This is a genomic window from Leucobacter sp., from assembly GCF_053528595.1.
Window position 1 is genome coordinate 59,843 of record NZ_JAIVPF010000064.1, and the last position, 20,416, is coordinate 80,258.

Sequence of the window (20,416 nt, forward strand, 5' to 3'; positions counted from 1 at the left end):
GTCCATCGCCGTTCTGCATCGCGTCGCGGGCACGATGAGCCGCGTCGCGAGCGCGATGGCTCGCGCCGTGAGCGCGATCGACCGCGGAGACGCCGAGGCGGAAGCGCGGCGCGCCGGGGCCCGGCGTCCGACGGTGCGCCGGGGGTTCCCACCGCGCGCGTCGCGGAGTATCATTATTTCGATAAACGAAATGTAGTTCGCAGAGCGAAAAATTGGAGCGAGCGGATGATCGACAAGAGAGTGCCGACGGTCGAGGAGGCCGTCGCGGGGATCCCCGACGGGGCGACCGTGATGATCGGCGGTTTCGGCCGCGCGGGGCAGCCGGTCGAGCTGATCGACGCGCTCATCGCCCAGGGCGCGAGCGGGCTCACGATCGTCAACAACAATGCGGGCAACGGCGATGTGGGGCTCGCGGCCCTGCTCGCGAAGCGCCGGGTGCGCAAGATCATCTGCTCCTTCCCGCGGCAGAGCGACTCGTGGGTGTTCGACGGTCTCTACCGCGAGGGCGCCATCGAGCTCGAGCTCGTGCCCCAGGGCAACCTCGCGGAGCGCATCCGTGCGGCGGGCGCCGGGATCGGCGCGTTCTTCACGCCGACGGGTGTGGGCACCCAGCTGGCCGAGGGCAAGGAGACCCGCGAGATCGACGGCCGCGTCTACGCGCTCGAGTACCCCATCCGCGCCGACTTCGCCCTCATCAGCGCTCGTCGCGCCGACCGGTGGGGCAATCTCGTCTACCGCGAGACGGCCCGCAACTTCGGCCCGATCATGGCGACGGCCGCCGCCACGACCATCGTGCAGGTCGACGAGTTCGTGGAGCTCGGGGCGATCGATCCCGAGACCGTCGTGACGCCGGGCATCTTCGTCGACCGCGTCGTGGCGGTGGGCGAGCGCCGCTGGCTGCGCGACGGCGAGTTCGTCGGCGGTGTGGATCTGGAGGGGAACCCGATCTCAAGCGAACGCATCGCGTTCGCCGGATCGGGTTCGGCCGCTGCGGCGGCCTCAGGCGCTGAGTCGGGTCCCGCCGCAGCGGCGTCGGCAGACCGTACGGCAGCAGGGGAGGCGGCACGATGACCACGAGGATCAGCCGGCAGGATCTCGCGGCGCGCATCGCCGCCGACATTCCCGAGGGGGCGATCGTGAACCTCGGGATCGGCGCCCCGACGCTCGTCGCCAACTACCTGCCGGAGGACGGGGAGATCGTCCTCCACACCGAGAACGGCATGCTGGGCATGGGCCCGGCACCGGAGGAGGGGCGGGTCGATCCCGACCTCATCAACGCCGGCAAGCAGGCCGTGACCGCGGTCGCCGGCGCCGCCTACTTCCACCACGCCGACTCGTTCGGCATGATGCGCGGCGGGCATCTCGACGTGTGCGTGCTGGGCGCCTTCCAGGTCGCCGAGAACGGCGACCTCGCGAACTGGTCGACCGGGGCGCCCGGCGCGATCCCCGCGGTCGGCGGCGCGATGGATCTCGCGATCGGGGCGAAGGACGTCTTCGTGTTCACCGATCTGCTCACGAAGCAGGGCGAGTCGAAGCTCGTCGCGACCTGCGGCTATCCGCTCACGGGGATCGGCTGCGTGTCGCGCGTCTACACCGACCACGCGATCTTCGACGTGACCCCCGATGGCTTCGCCGTGCGCGAGCTGTTCGGCGACAACACCCTCGAGGAGCTGCGCGCGCTGACGGGCCTCGAGCTCGCCGACGCGATGTAGCCCGTCATCCTGCGCGCAGTCGCAGGATCTCATCCGACGCAGTAGGTCCTGCGATCCGCTCCGCGGCCGCAGGATGACAGGAATGAAGGAACCAGCATGACCTCCACCTACATCTACGACGCCGTGCGCACCCCCTTCGGCCGAGCCGCGGGCGCGCTGTCGGGGATCCGCCCCGACGATCTCGCCGCGACCGTGATGCGCGCGGCCGTGGAGCGCACCGGGATCGATCCCGCGCGCATCGCGGACGTGATCTTCGGCGACGCGAACCAGGCGGGGGAGGACAACCGCAACGTGGCCCGCTTCGGGGCGCTGCTCGCCGGCTTCCCCACCTCGGTGACGGGTGTGACCGTCAACCGGCTCTGCGCGTCGTCGGTCGAGGCCGTGATCCAGGGTGCGCGCGCGATCGAGTCGGGCGACGCCGAACTCGTGCTCGCGGGCGGCGTCGAGTCGATGAGTCGCGCCCCGTTCGTGATGGAGAAGTCGTCGAAGCCGTGGCCGGCGGTGGGCAACCAGACGCTGTGGAACACCTCGATCGGGTGGCGCATGGTCAACCGCGCGCTGCCGCAGCACTGGACCATCTCCAACGGCGAGGCGGCGGAGAAGACGGCGCGCGAGCGGGGCATCACCCGCGAGGCGCAGGACGCGTTCGCGGTGCGGTCGCACCGGCTCGCCGCCGAGGCCTGGGCGGCCGGAGCGTACGACGCCGAGATCGTGCAGGTGCCCGGCGCTGAGCTGGCGCGCGACGAGGGGATCCGCGACGGCAGCAGCGTGGAGAAGCTCGCGGGGCTGAAGGCGCTGTTCGCCGCGGACGGCACGGTGACGGCGGGGAACTCCTCGTCGATCAACGACGGCGCCTCGGCGGTGCTGCTGGGGGCCGAGGGCGCACTCGATGCCGAGCCGCTCGCCCGCGTCGCGGGGCGTGCGGCGCACGGCGTCGATCCCGACGACTTCCCGATCGCGCCGATCGAGGCCGCCAACCGGGCGCTCGCCCGGGCCGGGAGGACCTGGGCGGACGTGGACATCGTCGAGCTCAACGAGGCGTTCGCGTCGCAGTCGCTCGCCTGCCTCGCGGGCTGGCCCGATCTCGACCCCGAGAAGCTCAACGTCCACGGCGGAGCGATCGCGATCGGCCACCCCCTCGGCGCCTCCGGCGGCCGCATCATCGGCCACGCGGCGCACGAGCTCGCGCGGCGCGGCGGCGGCGTCGCGGTGGCCGCCATCTGCATCGGCGTGGGCCAGGGGCTCGCGGTCGTGCTCGAGCGGTAGGCATGGTGGGGTCGGGATCGGGATCGGGCGGGTGGACCCGGCCCCGGGCGGGTGCGCCCCGCACGCGATAGTGTGAACGGGTGAGCGGATCCGACCGTGCGGCGAGCGCCGCGGGCGAAGCGGCGAGCGACGACTTCGTGCAGTCGCTCGCGCGCGGCATCGCCGTGATCCGCGCCTTCGACGCCGAGCATTCCGAGCTCACCCTCAGCGAGGCGGCGCGCCGCGCCGAGATCCCCGCCGCGGCCGCCCGCCGCTTCCTGCGCACGCTCGAGACGCTCGGGTACGTGCGCAGCGACGGCCGCCGCTTCGCGCTCACACCGCGGGTGCTCGAGCTCGGCTTCAGCTACCTCTCGGCGCTCTCGCTGCCCGAGACGATGCAGCCCCACCTCGAACGGCTCTCCCGCGCCGTCGACGAGTCGGTGTCGGCGGCCGTGCTCGACGGCACGGAGATCGTCTACGTGGCGCGTGTGCCCACCCGGCGCATCATGACGGTCGGCATCACGATCGGCACCCGCTTCCCCGCCTACGCCACGAGCATGGGGCGCGTGCTGCTGGCGGCGCTGCCGGAGGCCGAGATCGCGGCGGTGCTCGAGGCGAGCGAGCTCTCGGCGCTCACCGAGCGCACCATCGCCGATGCGGCCGGGATCCGCGCCGAGCTGGCGCGGGTGCGGGACCGGGGATGGGCCATCGTCGACGGAGAGCTCGAGGCGGGCCTGCGCTCGGCGGCGGCGCCGGTGCGCGGCAGCGACGGGCGGGTCGTCGCCGCGGTCAACGTCTCGACCAGCGCGAGCCGGGCCTCGATCGAGCGGCTGCGCGAGCACCACCTGCCGCTGCTGCTCGAGACGGTCTCCGCGATCGAGAGCGACCTGCGCCTGCTGTAGAGCTCAGTCCAGGCAGCGCACCCGCACGGAGAGGCAGGTGGGGCAGCCCTCGAGCTTCTCGAACTCCGAGATGGCCACCTCGGCGACCGTGTACCCCAGCCCGCGCAGCAGCTCCGCCGTGCGCGGGGCCGAGGCCGAGATGAGCAGCTCCGAGTCGCTGAGGCAGACGACCGCGGTGCCGTGCGGCTCGGGTACGGGCAGGAAGCGGTCGAAGATCGCCGGGTTGTCGACGTAGTCGGGGTACCCGATCACGGTGCCGTCGGGCAGCGCCGTCACCGCGGTCTTGAGGTGCAGCACTCTCGTGACCGGCACCGCGACGACCCTGCCGCCGAGCGGGGCGAGGATGCGGCGCAGCTGGGCGACGCCCTCGGCGTTGGTGCGGCCGCCGCGACCCACGTAGACCGTGTCGCCGATCTTCAGCACGTCGCCGCCGTCGAGCGTGCCTGGCTCGCGGATCTCCGCGATGGGGCAGCCGAGCCCGGCGAGCGCGCGTCGCGTGCCCTCGGTCTCGGGTTTGCGGCTGTCGGCGCCCGGCCGGCTGATCACCGCGACGTTGCGGAACATCACGACCGTGTCCTCGATGAAGACCGAGTCCGGGCAGTCCTCCGCGGGGTCCACCTCGATCGTCTCCCAGCCGTGCAGCTGCAGCGCCGAGACGTACCCGCGCCACTGCTCGCGGGCCCGGTCCAGATCGACGGCGACCTTCTCGATGTGGTCGACGATGCCGTCGTCGAGCAGGGGGCTGGGCTGGCGCACGAGGGCGATTCTGGACATGTCTGCGGGTTCCTCTGGGTCTCCGGACGGGATCTCTCACCAGGGTAGCGGGCGCCGGGTTATGCTGGGCGTGAGTGGGCCGGCCGCGGCCCTCACGGACCTCAGGCGGGATGACGGGCTTCATGGGCAGTGCAACCGGAATGAATGAGCTTCGCGAGGCGATCGAGGCGCTCGACCCCGCCGTCAGGCCGGGCATCGAACGCCTGATCGGGCAGGTGGACGAGGAGGATCTGCGGGAGCGCGAGCCGCGCGACGTCGTGGGCTCGGCGCAGTCGATGCGCCTGCTCGCCGAGCAGCGCCGCCCGCGCGAGACGCTCGTGTCGGTCTTCACGCCCACCCTGCGCGAGCACGGTTGGACGTCGCGCCGCACCATCGTCAACATCTGCACGGACGATTCGCCGTTCCTGGTCGACTCGGTGGCCGCGGCCATCGCCCGCCAGGGGCTCTCGGTCCACCTGCTCATGCACCCCGTGGTGTCGGTGCGCCGCGACGAGGAGGGCGCCCTGGTCGAGGTCGACGCCCACGGCGGCGATCTCGAGTCGTGGATCCACCTCGAGATCGACCGCGTGCCCACCGAGGAGGGCCGCGTCGAGCTCGAGGAGCGGCTGCGGGCCGTGCTCGGCGACGTGCACGCGGCCGTGAACGACTGGCAGGCCATGCGCCGCGCCTGCCTCGACATCGTGACTGATCTGCGCACGGCGGCGCCGGCCACCGTGGACCGGTCGGAGATCGCTCCCGCGGTCGAGTTCCTGAGCTGGCTCGCGGAGGACAACTTCACCTTCCTCGGCTACCGCGAGCACGCGCTCGAGACCGGCGAGGACGGCGAGGAGGTGCTGCGCGCGCTGCCGCACACGGGCCTCGGCATCCTCCGCAAGTCGGCGGCGGCGGTCGCCAAGCTGACCCCGGAGGCGCAGCGCACGGCGCGGGATCCGCGTCTGCTCACGATCACCAAGGCCAACTCGCGGGCCACCGTGCATCGCGACGTCTACCTCGACTACATCGGCGTGCGCATCTTCGACGAGGCGGGCAACGTCACCGGCGAGCGGCGCTTCCTCGGCATGTTCACCTCGGTCGCCTACGCGTCGTCCGTCCTGACGCTGCCGATCGCGGCGACCAAGGTGCGCGCGGTGCTCGACGCCTCGGGCTTCACCCCCAATTCGCACTCGGGCAAGGACCTGCTCCAGGTGCTCGAGCAGTATCCGCGCGACGAGCTGTTCCAGGACACCCCCGAGCACCTGCTGGCCGTCGCCGGCGAGGTCAGTCGCCTGCGCGAGCGCCGTCGATCCCGCATCTTCCTGCGCCAGGACGAGTTCGGCCGCTTCGTATCGGCGCTCGTGTTCCTGCCGCGCGACCGCTACAACACCACGGTGCGGCTGCGCATCGAGGCGCTGCTGCGCGAGGCCTTCGGCGCCGACCAGGTGGACCACACCACTCGCGTCGGCGACTCCCCGCTGGCGCAGCTGCACTTCGTCGTGCGCGTGCCGAAGGGCGAGACGCTGCCCGAGGTGGCCGAGTCGGAGCTGCAGCCCCGGCTGGAGGCGGCGATCCGCGGCTGGGACGAGGGGCTCGTCAACGCGCTGCACCAGGCGTTCGAGGAGGAGGAGGCGGCCGCGCTGCTGAGCCGGTACGCCGACGCCTTCCCGGAGGCCTACAAGGAGAACGTGGTGCCCGAGGACGCGGTGGGCGATATCGTGCTGCTGGAGCGCCTCGAGCGCGGCGACGAGTTCGCCGTGCACCTCTACGAGCCCGAGAAGCACGAGGGCGGCAAGCGGTACCTCACGGTGGCGTCGCGCCGCGAGTACCCGCTGACGCAGGTGCTGCCGGTGCTGACCGATCTCGGGGTCGACGTGGTCGACGAGCGCCCCTACGTCATCGCCATCGCGGGCGACGGCACGCGGCACATCTCCGACTTCGGCCTCGTGGCGTCCGGCCCCGAGCTCTGGGACGACCCGGAGTGGGGCGCCGCGCTGGAGGAGGCCTTCCACGCGGTCTGGACCGGTGCGGCCGAGAGCGACCGCCTCAACGCGCTCGTGCTGCTCGGCGGTCTCGACTGGCGCCGGATCGTGATCCTGCGCGCCATCAGCATGTATCTGCGGCAGATCGGATCGGCCTTCTCGGTGGAGTACATCGAGCAGGCGCTCATCGAGAACCCGGGCATCGCCGCCGACCTCGTGCGGCTGTTCGAGGCCCGCTTCGATCCCGCGGTCGACGCCGCGGGCGGCGACCGCGAGGCCCGGACCGCCGAGCTCGGCGCCTCGCTGCGCCTCGCCCTCGACGGGGTGTCCAGCCTCGACCACGACCGCATCCTGCGCTCCATCATCGGGGTCATCGAAGCGACCTGGCGCACCAACTTCTACCAGCCGGCCGCGGACGGCGGCGCGAAGCCGTGGGTGTCGATGAAGCTCGACTGCGCGCGCGTGCCCGGTCTGCCGAAGCCCCACCCGATGGCCGAGATCTGGGTGTACTCGCCCGAGGTCGAGGGCGTGCACCTGCGCTTCGGCAAGGTCGCCCGCGGCGGCCTGCGCTGGAGCGACCGGCGCGAGGACTTCCGCACCGAGGTGCTCGGGCTCGTCAAGGCGCAGATGGTGAAGAACGCGGTCATCGTGCCGACGGGCTCCAAGGGCGGCTTCGTGGCGAAGCGGCTGCCGCCGCCCACGGACCGCGCCGTCTGGCTGGAGGCGGGCAAGGCCGCCTACCGCACCTTCATCCGCGGTCTGCTCGACGTGACCGACAACCGGGACGGCGGCGAGATCCTGGTGCCGGATCGGGTGGTGCGCCACGACGGCGATGATCCGTACCTCGTGGTCGCCGCCGACAAGGGCACCGCCTCCTTCTCCGACATCGCGAACGCCATCTCCGAGGAGTACGGCTTCTGGCTGGGCGACGCCTTCGCGTCGGGCGGCTCGGCCGGTTACGACCACAAGGGCATGGGGATCACGGCGCGCGGCGCCTGGGAGTCGGTGAAGCGGCACTTCCGCGAGCTGGGGCACGACACCCAGACCCAGGACTTCACCGCGGTGGGCATCGGCGACATGTCGGGCGACGTCTTCGGCAACGGCATGCTGCTCTCGGAGCACATCCGCCTCGTCGCCGCGTTCGACCACCGGCACGTCTTCGTCGACCCGGCCCCCGACGCCGCGGCCTCGTTCGCCGAGCGCCGCAGGCTCTTCGAGCTGCCGGGATCCTCGTGGGACGACTACGACCGATCGCTCATCTCGGCGGGCGGCGGTGTGTTCCCGCTCTCGGCGAAGTCGATCCCCGTGAGCCCCGAGATGGCCGCCGCGCTCGGCCTCGACGCGGGCGTGGCATCGCTGACCCCGGCCGAGCTGAAGCGCGCGGTGCTGCTGGCACCCGTCGACCTGCTCTGGAACGGCGGCATCGGCACCTACATCAAGGCGAGCACCGAGACCAACGCCGAGATCGGCGACCGGGGCAACGACGCCATCCGCGTGAACGGCGACGAACTGCGCGTGCGGGTGGTCGGCGAGGGCGGCAACCTCGGGGTGAGCCAGCGCGGCCGCATCGAGGCGGCGCTCGCGGGGGTGCGCATCAACACCGACGCGATCGACAACTCCGCGGGCGTGGGCACCTCCGACCGCGAGGTGAACATCAAGATCCTCCTCGGCGCCGTGGAGCGCGACGGCCGGCTCGACCGCGCGGCCCGCGACGAGCTGCTGCGCTCGATGACCGACGAGGTCGCGGTGCAGGTGCTGCGCGACAACTACGAGCAGAACGTGCTCCTCGGCAACTCCCGCGAGAACGCCGCCGACATGCTGCCGTCGCACGAGCGCCTCATCGAGTGGCTCGAGGAGCGGGACGAGCTCGACCGCGAGCTGGAGTTCCTGCCGAGCACCGGCGAGATCCAGACCCGCATCGCGGAGCAGCGCGGGCTGACCCGCCCCGAGTTCGCGGTGCTCGTGGCCTACGCCAAGCTGGCGCTGAAGGCCGACCTCGCGGCCGGCGACCTCGCCGAGGACCCGTGGTTCGCGCGCACCCTCTCCGAGTACTTCCCCGGCCCCATCCGCGAGGGGTACGCGGACGATCTCGACTCGCACCCGCTGCGCTCGGAGATCGTCGTCAACTCGGTCGTCAACTCGATGGTCAATCGGGGCGGCATCACCTTCGCCTACCGTGCGGCGGACGAGACGGGCGCCTCGAGCCAGCAGATCGCCCGCGCCTACGTCGTGGCGCGGGAGGTCTTCGACCTGCGGGGCTTCGTCGTCGAGGTCGAGGCCACCGACAACGCGGTGCCCACCGCCGTGCAGACCGATCTGTACCTCAGCTTCCGCCGGCTGCTCGACCGGGCGACGCGCTGGTTCGTGCACCACCGCGCGGAGAAGGTCGACATCGGCACGGAGATCGAGCTGTTCCAGGATCCGGTGACGAGGCTCACCGGGGTGCTGGGCGAGCTGCTGCGGGGCGAGGAGCTGCAGCGCTTCGAGGCACGCGTGGTCGAGCTCGAGGAGGCGGGCGTGCCCGTCGACCTCGCCCGTCGTGGAGCGGGGCTGCTGGCGTCGTTGCCGCTGCTCGACATCGTGGAGCAGTCGCGCCTGCGCGACTGGAGTCTCGACGAGGTCACCGCGGTGTACTTCGACCTCTCGTCGCGAATGCGCTTCGACGAGCTGCTGAGCGGTGTGACGGCGCTGCCGCAGGACGACCGGTGGGGCTCGATGGCCCGCGCGGCGATGCGGGACGACCTCTACGCCGTGATGATCGAGCTGACCGCCTCCGTGCTCGAGCAGACCGATCCGGGTGACGCGGGGGAGCGGATCGACGCGTGGCTCGAGCAGGGCACGGCCTCCGGCCGGCGGGTGCTCGAGGAGGCGCTCGACGCGGTCTGCTCGAACGCGCACGCCGGCCTCGCGACGCTGTCGGTCGCCCTGCGGCGGCTGCGGTCGCTCGTGCGCTGATCCCCTGCGCCGAGCCCGCCCGGGATCCCTCCGTCCGATCTCTCGAAACCGAGCCGACTGCTCCGAACCGACGCGACTATCCGTGCGGCCTGGAGCACTCGGCTCGGTTTCATGTGTCGGGCGGGCCGATCCCGCGTGCTGAGTGCGCGAGCGGGCGGCGACGTGACCGTCGCCGCCCGACGGGCCCGCCCCGGGGCCCCGTGCACCAAATGCTCCGTATCCAAACTGTTACCTTCTGTGCCATGATTCCGCCTTTACAGGCCGCAATCCACGCATTACTCTGATGTGAGTTCGCAAATAGGACGTATACAAACTAATATCGGGATTGCGAACCTGAAGCGGTCGACGACTCAAGGGAGAGGTTCATGTTGAAACTACGGAAGGCAACGGTCGCGGCGCTGGCCGTGGCCGGAGCGCTGCTCATGAGCGCGTGCTCGGGGGCGGCCTCGGGCGCCGAGGAGCCGGGCGGGTCCGGGAATGCCGAGGGAGGCGCGCTGGATCACCTCACGGTCGCCTCGATCGACGTGGGCGGCACCATCCCCCTGCTCATCGGCGTCGACGAGGGGATCTTCGAGAAGCACGGCCTCGAGGTCGAGACGACCATGGCCCCGGCGTTCGACGGGACCCTCGCCGCGGTCATGAACGGCCAGGCCGACATCGGCTTCGCGGCGTCGCCCCCGATGATCCGCGCGATGGTGAAGGGAGCGCCGATCCGCGCGGTCGCGCAGACCGCGACCATCGACGAGGACGAGACGCAGGCCAACGTGCTGGCCTCCGACCCGAGCATCGCCGAGCCGGCCGATCTCGCCGGCCGCAGCGTCGCGGTCGCGTCCCTGAACGACCTCGCCTCGGTCGGGATCCGCGTCGCCGTGGCGCGGGACGGCGGGGACCCGAACGAGGTGCAGTTCGTGGAGATGCCCGGCCCGCAGCGCCTGCCGTCGCTCCTCGAGAACCGCGTGGACACCGCCATCTTCATCGGCGCGCCGGGCCTCATCGCGCTCAAGGACGAGCGGATCCACCAGGTGTTCCAGTACACGGAGGCGCTCCCGAATGGCAGCCCGCTCGACGTCTACTTCTCGCAGGAGGGCTTCATCGAGGAGAACGAGGACGTGCTCGCGCGCTTCCGCGCCGCGATGACCGAGGCCGCGGCGTTCGCGAACGAGAACCCCGACGTGGTGCGCGAGTACACCCGCACGCTGCTCTCGGAGGTGCCCGATCAGCTCGGCGTCGTGGACGAGATGGAGCTCACGACGTACAGCACCGAGATCGATCCGGACGCCCTGATGGAGCTGCAGGACGCGCTCGTGCAGTACGGCGGACTCGAGAAGACGATCCCGGCCGAGCAGTACTTCTCGTTCGAGAACGGGCGCTAGGCCGCGGAGCGCAGCATCATGATGAAGAGAGGAAGAGCGGTCGCCCTCGGCGCGGCCGGCATAGTGGGGGCGCTGGTCGCGTGGGAGCTCGTGGTGCGGCTCGGCGTCGTGGCGGCCGAGACGCTGCCGCCGGCGTCGACCGTGATCGCGCGGCTCGTCTCCGAGCTGGGACAGGCGGAGACGTGGACCGCGACGGGGATCACGCTGATGCAGGCGCTCGTGAGCATCGTCATCTGCACGCTGATCGCGGTGCCGCTGGGGATCCTGATCGGACGCGTGCCGGTCGCCGATCGCTACACGCGCTCGACGATCGACTTCCTCCGCGCCATGCCCGGCATCGCGCTGGTGCCGCTCTTCCTCCTCTTCATCGGCGCCACCAATGAGATGGTGGTGTTCCTCGCGCTGTTCGCGGCGATCTGGCCGCTGCTGATCCAGGTCATCGAGGGAGCGCGCTCGGTCGAGGGCCTCGCGCTGGACATGGCGCGCGGATACCGGCTGAGCCCCGCCCGGCGGTTCTTCCGCGTGGTGCTGCCCGCGACGACGCCGAGCATCGTGACGGGGCTCCGCCTGGCCATGATGGTCGCGCTCCTCGTCTCGATCGGCGCCGGACTGCTGTCCGGCGCGCCGGGGGTGGGGCAGCTCATCGTGATCGCCAACACCAACGGCGACGGCCTCGGGGTGTTCGCCTTCGCGGTCTGGTCGGGCGTGCTCGGCATCGCCGTGCTCACCGCGCTCCGCTTCGCGGAGCATCACCTCCTCGGCTGGCACTACGCACGGGTGCAGATGGAAAGGGCCGCATGATGAGAAGAATCCTCGCCTCCCCGGTGTTCTCGTATCTCGCGCTCCCGGTCGTGCTGATCGTCGCGGTCTCCGCGTTCGCGACGCTCTCGGGCAACATCTTCATCTCCTCCCCCGCCGAGATCTGGCAGCGCTTCGCCGCCTGGTGGCCGGAGGGCTGGCGCCGCGACCTGGTGCCGAGCCTCACCAATGTGGCCGTCGGGTTCGCCGCGGCCATCGTCGTCGGCGTGCTGGCGGGGCTCCTCCTCGGCACCTCGCGGGTGCTGCGGGAGCTCTGCAGCCCGCTCATCGACTTCATCCGCGCGATCCCCGACGCCGCGATCGTGCCGGTCCTGCTCCTCATCTTCGGGTTCGGGCCGGGGACGCGGATGCTCGTCGTCTTCCTGAGCTCGGTCTGGCCGATCCTCATCGGCACGATGGACGGAGCGCAGGCGATCGATCCGCGGCAGCGGGAGATGGCGCGGGCGTTCAGGGTCCCGCCGATGCGGCACTTCTTCAAGGTGATCCTGCCGGCGACCAGCCCGCAGATCCTCGCCGGCGTGAAGATCGGACTCGCGGTCTCGTTCATCGTCGTCATCATCAGCGAGATGTTCGGCTCGTCCGAGGGCCTCGGCCACTTCGTCATCGCCTCGCAGCGGCAGTTCGACATCGCAGGGGTCTGGGTCGGAACACTGGTCATCGCGACCATCGGCTACCTGCTCAACCTGACTTTCACACTGATCCAGCGGCGCATGCTGCACTGGCACGCATCGACGAGGAGCGCATCATGATCCCGGGACCATCCGACCTGAGCGAGGATATCGACATGTCATCGATCGAGAGCACCGCCCCCGACGCGATCCTCGAGGCGGTGGGCCTGACGAAGGCCTACGGCAGCGGGGAGCAGCGGCGGACGATCCTCGCCGACGTGAACTTCGCCCTCGCGGAGCAGGAGTTCGTGTGTGTGGTCGGCCACTCGGGAACGGGCAAGACGACGCTGCTCCGCTGCCTCACCGGCCTGCTGAGCCCCACGGGGGGCGAGGTCCGGTTCCGCGGTCAGCGCGTCTCCTCCCCGCCCGAGGGACTCGCGATCGTCTTCCAGGACTACTCTCGGTCGCTGCTGCCGTGGCTCACGGTCGAGCGCAACATCGGGCTTCCGCTCGAGGGCAAGGGCATCTCGCGCGCCGATCAGGCCGAGCGGATCGCCCACGCGATCGCCGCGGTGGGCCTCGCCGGCCACGAGCGCAAGCTGCCGCACGAGCTCTCGGGCGGGATGCAGCAGCGCGTGGCGATCGCGCGCGCCCTCGCCTACCAGCCCTCCGTGCTCGTGATGGACGAGCCGTTCGCGAGCGTCGACGCGCAGACCCGGGCCGAGCTCGAGGACCTCACGCTGCAGCTGCGCGAGGAGTACCGGACGTCCGTGCTGCTCGTCACGCACGACGTCGACGAGGCGGTCTACCTGAGCGACCGCGTGGTCGTGATCGGGGGAGCGCCCGCGAGCGTCGTGCGCGTCGAGGAGACGGGGCTCGGCCGCCGGCGCGACCAGATCGAGACGAAGATGCTTCCCCGATTCGCCGAGGTCCGCGCGGAGATCCTGCGCGAGATCCGCGAGCGATCGAACCGAACCACCCCGACGGAGCTGCTGCAGGTGGCGCTCGGGGATCAGCCGACAGAACGGAGCGCCCGCTGATGGAACCGCGAGTGAACAAGACCGATGCACGACCGCAGGAGGACTTCTCCCTGACGGACCCGACCTGGGCCTTCATGCTCCGGCTGCGCCGGATGACCCAGCTCTACACCGCGTCGTGGGTGCGGATCGTGTCGGCCGAGGTGACCTCCACCCAGTTCGGCGTGCTGAGCTTCCTCGACCGCTTCCCCGGCGAGAGCCAGAAGGACATCGGCGCCCACCTGTCGATGGACAAGTCGAACATGACCGATGTCGTCAACCGGCTGACGCGTCGCGGGCACGTGCGCGTGCTGAAGGACACGAACGATCAGCGCAGGAACGTGCTCATGCTCACCCAGGAGGGGCGCCAGGTGCTCCACGAGCTGACTCCGCTCGTGCACCGGCTGCGCGCGGAGGCGTTCCAGACGTTCTCGCCGGAGGAGCGGGTCGTCTTCCTGGGCGGGATGGATCAGCTCATCACGCGGCTGGAGCGGCTCGTGGAGGAGCAGGCATGACCTCCGGGGACGGGCAGCGGGACCGGAGGCGCCTCGAGGGGCTGACCTACCGCGATCCCGAGCGCGTCGCGGAGGGGCTGACGCTGATCGCGGGGAGCTGGGGCGGGCAGACCGTCCACCTCGTCGACGAGGAGGGTGCGGAGGTGCACGAGTGGCGGCTGCCCTGGCCGCCCGGGCTCGGGCAGGACCTCACGGCCCGCGGAACGCTCATCGCGAACGGCAAGGTGCGGGATCCGCATCCGTTCCTCGACGGGCTCCCCTTCCAGGCGGGCGCGATCGCCGAGTTCTCCTGGGAGGGGGAGCTCCTCTGGGAGGTGCGCCACCCGGGGCATCATCACGACGGCATCCTGCTCGCCAACGGCAATGTGATGCTGCTCGGGATCGCGCAGGTGCCCGAGGCGATCGCCGCGCGCGTCCAGGGCGGGATCGGGGACGGCTCCGCCCCCATGTGGGCGGACACCCTCGTCGAGCTGACGACGGACGGCGAGGTCGTGTGGGAGTGGATCGGCCACGAGCACCTCGACCCCGGCGTCGATGTCATCGGACCCGGGGCGATGGACCGGACGGAGTGGACGCACGCCAACGGCATCGCCGAGCTTCCCGACGGCGACCTCCTCGTGAGCGCCAGGCAGATCTCGACGGTGCTCAGGATCTCGCGCAGCACGGGCGAGATCACGCGGCGCTACGGCAGCGACTCGCTGGCGGGGCAGCACTCGCCGTGGCTCACCGGAGCCGGCACGCTGCTGGTCTTCGACAACGGCTTCAACCGGCAGGACGGGTGGCCGCCCTACTCGCGGCTCGTCGAGTTCGACCTCGAGACCGGCGAGGAGGTGTGGGAGTACACCGATCCGGTGCGCTGGGAGATGTTCAGCGCGCTCCAGTCGTCGGCCCAGCGCCTCGGGAACGGCAACACCCTCGCCTGCGAGGGCCTCACCGGCCGGGTGCTCGAGGTCACCGCCGCGGGCGAGCTGGTCTGGGAGTACGTCAACCCGCATCGGGTGCCGCCCGCGGGGGAGACGGGCGGGCCCCGCTCCAACCGGATGTTCCGGGCGCGGAAGTATCCCCGCGCCCGCTTCGCGGGGCTCCGCGGCGGCAGCGGCGGCAGCGGCGGCGCGGGTCTCGGCGAAGGCGGCGGCGAATGAGGCTGGTCATGCTCGGCACCGCGGGCGGCCCGCGGCCGGTCGCGAAGCGGTCGGCGCCCGCGCAGGCGATCGTGCACCGAGGCGAGGTGCACGTGGTCGACTGCGGCAACGGCGTCGCGCGGCAGATGGCGCTGGCCGGGATCCCGCGAAGGGATCTCACCGGCGTGTACCTCACCCACCATCACGCCGATCACATGCTGGATCTCGGCGCGCTGCCGCTCATCGCCTGGACCGACGGCTGCGAGAACGAGATCGACGTCTACGGACCGCCGGGGACGACCGCGATGGTCGAGGACTTCCTGAGCATGGCGCGGCCCGAGATCGAGGCCCGGACCGCCACGACCGGGCGGAGGTCGTTCCCGGAGATGCTGCGGAACGCCGATGTGCCGGACGCGCAGGTGATCCGCGAGGCGAACGGCCTGCGGGTGTCGACCGGGCTCGTCGATCACCCCCCGTTCGACGTCGCGCTCGGATACCGCTTCGACAGCGATGAGGGCTCGGTGGTCTTCTCCGGGGACACCCGGTTCAGCCCCGGTCTGATCGAGCTGGCGCGGGGGGCCGACGTGCTCGTGCACGAGGCGATCTTCCCCGAGGCGCTCGCGGCGCAGGTGGAGGGATCCAAGGCGGAGACGCTGATCCAGCACCTGACGCACTGCCACACGACGGCGGCCGACGCCGGGCGGGCCGCCCGCGAGGCGGGGGTGGGCACGCTGGTGCTCTCCCACCTCGTGCCCGGATCGGACGTGGTGAGCGACGAGATGTGGCGCGAGGCCGCGGCCTCGAGCTTCGACGGGCGGATCGTCGTGGCGCGGGATCTCCAGGAGATCGAACTGCGATGAGGGGTGGAGCCGGGTCGCCGAGAGGGGCGGCGGGGCAGGGACATGCGCGACGGGACCGATCCGGATCGGTCGTGCGGGAAGAACGGAGGAGAGTGCGATGACGAAGAACGAGATGCGCACCGGGCTGGTGCCGGTGCCGGGAGCAGAGCTGTACTACGAGCTGCGGGGCGGGGGAGCGCCGCTGCTCCTCATCCCCGGCGCGAGCGGCGACGCCGGCATGTACGAGCGGGCCGCGGAGGCGCTCGCGAGCGACTTCGCGGTGATCACCTACGACCGCCGCGGGAACTCCCGCAGCGCGGCGCGCGGGGGGCTGGGCGCGACGAGCATCGACGAGCACGGCGACGACGCCGCGGCGCTCATCGCCGCGGTCGGCCTGGGCCCGGCCCTCGTGTTCGGCAACAGCAGCGGCGCGACGATCGCGATGAACCTCTGCCTGCGCCACCCGGAGGTGCTGCGGGGCGTGGTGGCCCACGAGCCGCCGAAGATCGGCACGCTGCCGAACCGCGACGAGTTCCTGCAGGGGCTGAAGGATCGCATGGAGGCCGCCGTGGCGCGGGGCGGCTACGAGGAGGCGGTGGAGGACTTCCACGGCTGGCTCGTCGGAGAAGACAGCGGCACGCCCGCCCCCGAGGGCCTGCGGGAGCGCGTGCGGGGCAACGGAGAGCAGTGGGTGCGGCACGAGCTCGGCGTGCTCGACCGCTACGACGCGCCGCAGGCGCTCATCGGGGCCCGCAGCACGCCCCTGCTCTTCGGGATCGGCACGACCGGGGGCACCGAGGAGCACACGGGCCTCCTCAGCACCTATCGCGGCAGCCTCGCCGCGCTCGCCGGGCAGTACGGCACCGAGCTGCTCGAGTTCACCGGCGCCCACGTGCCCTACGAGTCGATCCCCGAGCAGTTCGGCCTCGAGCTCCGGGCCGCGCTCGCGCGGTTCGCATAGGACGCACGCCGCCGGCGCCGCGGCGCCATCGCACGACCGAAAGGAGACGATCGTGGACGAGAGCCACATCACCAGCCACGCCGAGGTGGAGAACGCCATGCAGCCCGAGGACACCCCGGAGCTGCGGGAGCTCTACCGCGGCTTCGAGGAGCAGCACCTCATCCCGCTCTGGACGCAGCTCGACGACCTCATGCCCGTGACCCCCGCGCCGAAGGCCGTGCCCTGGCTCTGGCGCTGGGACCGGCTGCGCCCGCTGGCCGAGCGAGCGGGAGACCTGATCCCGGTGGGCCGCGGCGGCGAGCGGCGCGCGATCGGCCTCGCCAACCCCGGCCTCGGCGGCCGGGCCTACATCTCGACGACGCTCTGGGCGGCGATCCAGCAGCTCGGTCCGCGCGAGACGGCGCCCGAGCACCGGCACTCGCAGAACGCGTTCCGCTTCGTCACCTCCGGCTCCGGGGTGTGGACCGTCGTCAACGGCGACCCGGTGCGGATGAGCCGCGGCGACTTCCTCCTCACGCCGGGCTGGAACTTCCACGGGCACCACAACGAGACCGACGAGTCCATGACCTGGATCGACGGACTCGACATCCCGTTCGCCCAGCAGATGGACACGGGCTTCTTCGAGTTCGGCGCCGAGCGGGTGACGGACTACGCGACTCCGGACTACTCCCGCGGCGAGCGGCTGTGGTGCCACCCCGGTCTCCGCCCGCTCTCGGGGCTGCAGAGCACGGTGTCGAGCCCCATCGGCGCCTATCGCTGGGAGCACACCGACGCGGCGCTCGCCGACCAGCTGCTGCTCGAGGACGAGGGCCACCCGGCGACGGTCGAACCCGGGCACGCGGCGATCCGCTTCGTCAACCCGACCACCGGCGGCGACGTCATGCCGACCATCCGGGCGCAGTTCCACCGCTTCCGGCCCGGCGCCGGATCCGCACCGCGCCGCGAGGTGGGGTCGAACGTGTTCCAGATCTTCGAGGGCGAGGGCGTGATCCGGCTCGACGGCGTCGAGCATCGTGTCGGGCACGGTGACATCTTCGTCGCGCCCAGCTGGTGCCGGTACTCGATCCACGCCGAGACCGCGCTCGATGTCTTCCACTTCAGCGACACGCCCATCTTCGAGGGTCTCGGCCTCTACCGGCTCCAGATCGAGGGGGAGGACCGATGAGGCTCGCCACGATCCGCATCGACGGGACCACCCGCGCCGTCCGCGTCGACGGAGCGGTCGCCACCGTGCTCGAGGAGTTCGCCGACGTCGGTGCGATTCTCGCCTCCGACGCGCTCGGCCGGGCCGCGGAGGCGGCCGGCCCCACCCTGCCCGTCGACGGGCTGGACTTCGCCCCCGTCGTCGTGAACCCCGGCAAGATCGTGTGCGTGGGGCTGAACTACCGGGCCCACATCCTCGAGATGGGGCGACCGCTGCCCGATTTCCCCGTGCTGTTCGCGAAGTTCTCGGACAGCCTGCTCGGCGCGGGCGACGACATCCCGCTCCCGCCCGAGAGCGGCAGCATCGACTGGGAGGGCGAACTCGCGGTGGTGATCGGCGGCACCGTGCGCCGCGCGGACGCGGAGACCGCGGCCGCGGCGATCGCCGGGTACACGATCGCGAACGACGTCTCGATGCGCGACTGGCAGTTCCGCACCCGCGAGTGGCTGCAGGGCAAGATGTGGGAGGCCTCGACCCCGCTCGGGCCGGTCCTGGCGACGCCGGACGAGATCCCCGCGGAGGCGCACCTCGTCACCGCGGTGAACGGTCGCGAGAAGCAGCGGGGCGACGTGCACGACCTCGTGCACGATCCCGCGCAGCTCGTCGCGTACATCTCGACGATCACCACCCTCCGCCCGGGCGACGTGATCCTCACCGGCACCCCGGGAGGCGTGGGCCACGCCCGGGATCCGCAGGAGTACCTCGCCGACGGCGACGCGGTCTCCGTCTCGATCGACGGCATCGGCACGCTGCGCAACCGCGCGGTCTTCGAGGCGCGGGCATGAGCACCGCCGAGCCGCATCCGACCCCGGAGCAGCTCGAGCTGCGTGCGCGCCTCGGCGCGGGTGCGCGCTACGACGCCGAGCACGCCCCGCACGAGGAACTGCTGCTCGCCCGTCAGGGCACCGCCTCCTTCCTGCGCAGGCTCCAGGAGCTGCCCGACGCCGACTTCGACGCGCCGAGCGCGCTCGAGGGATGGTCGCGCCGGCACCTCATCGCGCACGTGGGGTACAACGCCCGCGGCCTCGCCCGGCTCGTGGAGTGGGCGCGCACCGGCGTCGAGACGCCGATGTACGCCTCGTCGGAGCAGCGTGAGCGGGAGATCGTGCTCGGCTCGACGCTGCCCTGCCGGGCCCTGCGCCACCTGGTCGAGCACTCCGCCGTCCACCTGAACGTCGAGTGGCGGGACCTCGCCGACGAGCAGTGGGACCACCGGGTCGTCACCGCGCAGGGCCGGGAGGTGCCGGTGCGGGAGACGGCCTGGATGCGGGCCAGGGAGGTGTGGGTGCACGCGATCGATCTCGGGAACGGCGGATCGTTCGCCGAACTGCCGGCGACGCTGCTCGACCGCCTCATCGACGACGTCTTCGCGGCGTGGCACCGCCGCGGGGAGGCGGTGCCGGTCACCGTGACGAGCACCGATCGCGAGGGGGATCGCCGCGTGCGCTCGTGCGGTACGGGCGGCCCGGAGATCTCGGGGACCGCTGCCGCGATCGTCGGCTGGCTGGCGCGCGGCCGGACTCGCGGCCTGCGCTCCTCGACCGGAGAGCTGCCCGCGATCCCGCGCTGGTTCTGATCCGGAGCCGGCCCCGGTCCCGCGCCGCCCCCGGTCCGGGGGTCGCCGCTCGCTCCGAGCGGCGACCCCGCGAGGGAGGAAGCGGCCGTCGAAAACCGGCTCCGCGGCGATTACACTGAGGTCCATGGCAGCGGAGCCGGAGCCACGGGCCGTGATCGGCTACGCCGCAGAGCGCGTCAAGGCCTTCGCCGACGCCGTCGTCGCGATCGCCCTGACGCTGCTGATCCTCCCGCTCATGGAGAGCGTGAGCGAGGTCGCCGGGGCCGGCGACGACGCGTCCACGTGGCTGCTGGAGCACGGCGGGCAGCTGCTGAGCTTCCTGCTGAGCTTCGTGCTCATCGCCATGTTCTGGATCATGCACCACCGCCTCTTCTCGCGCGTCGAACGGGTCACGACGGGGCTCATCTGGCTGCTCGCCGCGTGGCTGCTCACGATCGTGTGGCTGCCGGTCGCCACCGCGGTCGCGGGCCGCATGGAGGACGAGGACGCCGCCGCGAAGAGCCTCTACATCGGCAGCCTGGTGCTCGTCTCGGTCATGTCGCTCGTGATCCGCCTCTATCTGCGGGCCCATCCCGCGCTGCACACCCTGGACCGCCGCGAGCTCGTCTCCGGGCTCGCGGACGACATCTCGCAGGTGCTGCTCTTCGCGCTCGCGCTCGTCGTGACGCTGCTGATCCCGGTCGTCGGCTACTACTCGTTGCTCGCGATGGCGCTCTCCGGTCCGGCGCAGAAGGTGATCAGGCGGATCCTCGGGGCAGACGGGACGAAAACGATGCGACCCTAGCGCGGTGCCGCGCTTCGCGATAAACTTGAGTCATCATCACTCAAGTTTGAGAATCGG

Annotated in this window: 17 protein-coding genes and 1 pseudogene; 17 read left to right on the forward strand and 1 reads right to left on the reverse strand. The window is 71.5% G+C overall.

Annotation, left to right across the window (positions count from 1 at the left end; genetic code table 11):
• Window positions 1-225: 225 nt before the first annotated feature.
• The 4 genes and pseudogenes from ACWKZU_RS13225 to ACWKZU_RS13240 form a co-directional block, all read left to right on the forward strand.
• Window positions 226-882, forward strand: a pseudogene (locus ACWKZU_RS13225) (3-oxoacid CoA-transferase subunit A); the annotation flags it as partial.
• Between the two features lie 185 nt (window positions 883-1,067).
• Window positions 1,068-1,712, forward strand: a complete 645-nt coding sequence (locus ACWKZU_RS13230; protein ID WP_449282794.1) for a 3-oxoacid CoA-transferase subunit B — start codon at window positions 1,068-1,070, stop codon at window positions 1,710-1,712.
• Between the two features lie 96 nt (window positions 1,713-1,808).
• Complete coding sequence (locus ACWKZU_RS13235) at window positions 1,809-2,978, forward strand: thiolase family protein (RefSeq protein WP_449282795.1); 1,170 nt, start codon at window positions 1,809-1,811, stop codon at window positions 2,976-2,978.
• 80 nt (window positions 2,979-3,058) lie between these two features.
• The gene (locus ACWKZU_RS13240; RefSeq protein WP_449282796.1) at window positions 3,059-3,859 is read left to right on the forward strand and encodes an IclR family transcriptional regulator domain-containing protein; all 801 of its coding nucleotides are present in this window, start codon (window positions 3,059-3,061) and stop codon (window positions 3,857-3,859) included.
• A gap of 3 nt (window positions 3,860-3,862) precedes the next feature.
• Here ACWKZU_RS13240 and ddaH read toward each other — a convergent pair whose 3' ends face one another.
• Entirely contained in the window at window positions 3,863-4,633 is a 771-nt protein-coding gene (ddaH, locus tag ACWKZU_RS13245) for a dimethylargininase (protein ID WP_449282797.1), read from the reverse strand.
• Between the two features lie 140 nt (window positions 4,634-4,773).
• On the opposite strand from ddaH, the gene ACWKZU_RS13250 reads away from it, so the two are divergent.
• From ACWKZU_RS13250 to ACWKZU_RS13310, 13 genes are all read left to right on the forward strand, one after another.
• The gene (locus tag ACWKZU_RS13250; protein ID WP_449282798.1) at window positions 4,774-9,543 is read left to right on the forward strand and encodes an NAD-glutamate dehydrogenase; all 4,770 of its coding nucleotides are present in this window, start codon (window positions 4,774-4,776) and stop codon (window positions 9,541-9,543) included.
• 365 nt (window positions 9,544-9,908) lie between these two features.
• Window positions 9,909-10,916 carry an ABC transporter substrate-binding protein gene (locus tag ACWKZU_RS13255; RefSeq protein ID WP_449282799.1) on the forward strand — a complete coding sequence of 336 codons (1,008 nt, stop codon included), beginning with the start codon at window positions 9,909-9,911 and terminating at the stop codon, window positions 10,914-10,916.
• Window positions 10,917-10,934: 18 nt separating this feature from the next.
• Window positions 10,935-11,717 carry an ABC transporter permease gene (locus ACWKZU_RS13260; protein ID WP_449282800.1) on the forward strand — a complete coding sequence of 261 codons (783 nt, stop codon included), beginning with the start codon at window positions 10,935-10,937 and terminating at the stop codon, window positions 11,715-11,717.
• The gene (locus ACWKZU_RS13265) at window positions 11,714-12,484 is read left to right on the forward strand and encodes an ABC transporter permease (RefSeq protein ID WP_449282801.1); all 771 of its coding nucleotides are present in this window, start codon (window positions 11,714-11,716) and stop codon (window positions 12,482-12,484) included. Before ACWKZU_RS13260 ends, ACWKZU_RS13265 begins: the two co-directional genes overlap by 4 nt.
• Before the next feature lie 35 nt (window positions 12,485-12,519).
• A complete protein-coding gene (locus ACWKZU_RS13270; protein ID WP_449282802.1) occupies window positions 12,520-13,383 on the forward strand; it encodes an ABC transporter ATP-binding protein in 864 nt (287 codons plus the stop codon).
• An 11-nt stretch (window positions 13,384-13,394) separates the two neighbouring features.
• Window positions 13,395-13,874 (forward strand): MarR family winged helix-turn-helix transcriptional regulator, encoded by a 480-nt coding sequence (locus tag ACWKZU_RS13275; protein WP_449282803.1) that lies wholly within the window; start codon window positions 13,395-13,397, stop codon window positions 13,872-13,874.
• Window positions 13,871-15,016, forward strand: a complete 1,146-nt coding sequence (locus ACWKZU_RS13280; RefSeq protein ID WP_449282804.1) for an aryl-sulfate sulfotransferase — start codon at window positions 13,871-13,873, stop codon at window positions 15,014-15,016. The genes ACWKZU_RS13275 and ACWKZU_RS13280 overlap by 4 nt, the downstream gene beginning before the upstream one ends.
• Window positions 15,013-15,855, forward strand: coding sequence for an MBL fold metallo-hydrolase (locus ACWKZU_RS13285; protein WP_449282805.1), 843 nt, complete (start codon window positions 15,013-15,015; stop codon window positions 15,853-15,855). Before ACWKZU_RS13280 ends, ACWKZU_RS13285 begins: the two co-directional genes overlap by 4 nt.
• A 97-nt stretch (window positions 15,856-15,952) precedes the next feature.
• The gene (locus ACWKZU_RS13290) at window positions 15,953-16,795 is read left to right on the forward strand and encodes an alpha/beta fold hydrolase (protein WP_449282806.1); all 843 of its coding nucleotides are present in this window, start codon (window positions 15,953-15,955) and stop codon (window positions 16,793-16,795) included.
• A 97-nt stretch (window positions 16,796-16,892) separates the two neighbouring features.
• On the forward strand, window positions 16,893-17,960 hold the full coding sequence (locus ACWKZU_RS13295; protein ID WP_449282831.1) for a cupin domain-containing protein: 1,068 nt from the start codon (window positions 16,893-16,895) through the stop codon (window positions 17,958-17,960).
• Window positions 17,957-18,784 (forward strand): fumarylacetoacetate hydrolase family protein, encoded by an 828-nt coding sequence (locus ACWKZU_RS13300; RefSeq protein WP_449282807.1) that lies wholly within the window; start codon window positions 17,957-17,959, stop codon window positions 18,782-18,784. Before ACWKZU_RS13295 ends, ACWKZU_RS13300 begins: the two co-directional genes overlap by 4 nt.
• Window positions 18,781-19,575, forward strand: coding sequence for a maleylpyruvate isomerase family mycothiol-dependent enzyme (locus ACWKZU_RS13305; protein ID WP_449282808.1), 795 nt, complete (start codon window positions 18,781-18,783; stop codon window positions 19,573-19,575). Before ACWKZU_RS13300 ends, ACWKZU_RS13305 begins: the two co-directional genes overlap by 4 nt.
• A gap of 124 nt (window positions 19,576-19,699) precedes the next feature.
• Entirely contained in the window at window positions 19,700-20,359 is a 660-nt protein-coding gene (locus ACWKZU_RS13310; RefSeq protein WP_449282809.1) for a TMEM175 family protein, read from the forward strand.
• Window positions 20,360-20,416: the final 57 nt, after the last annotated feature.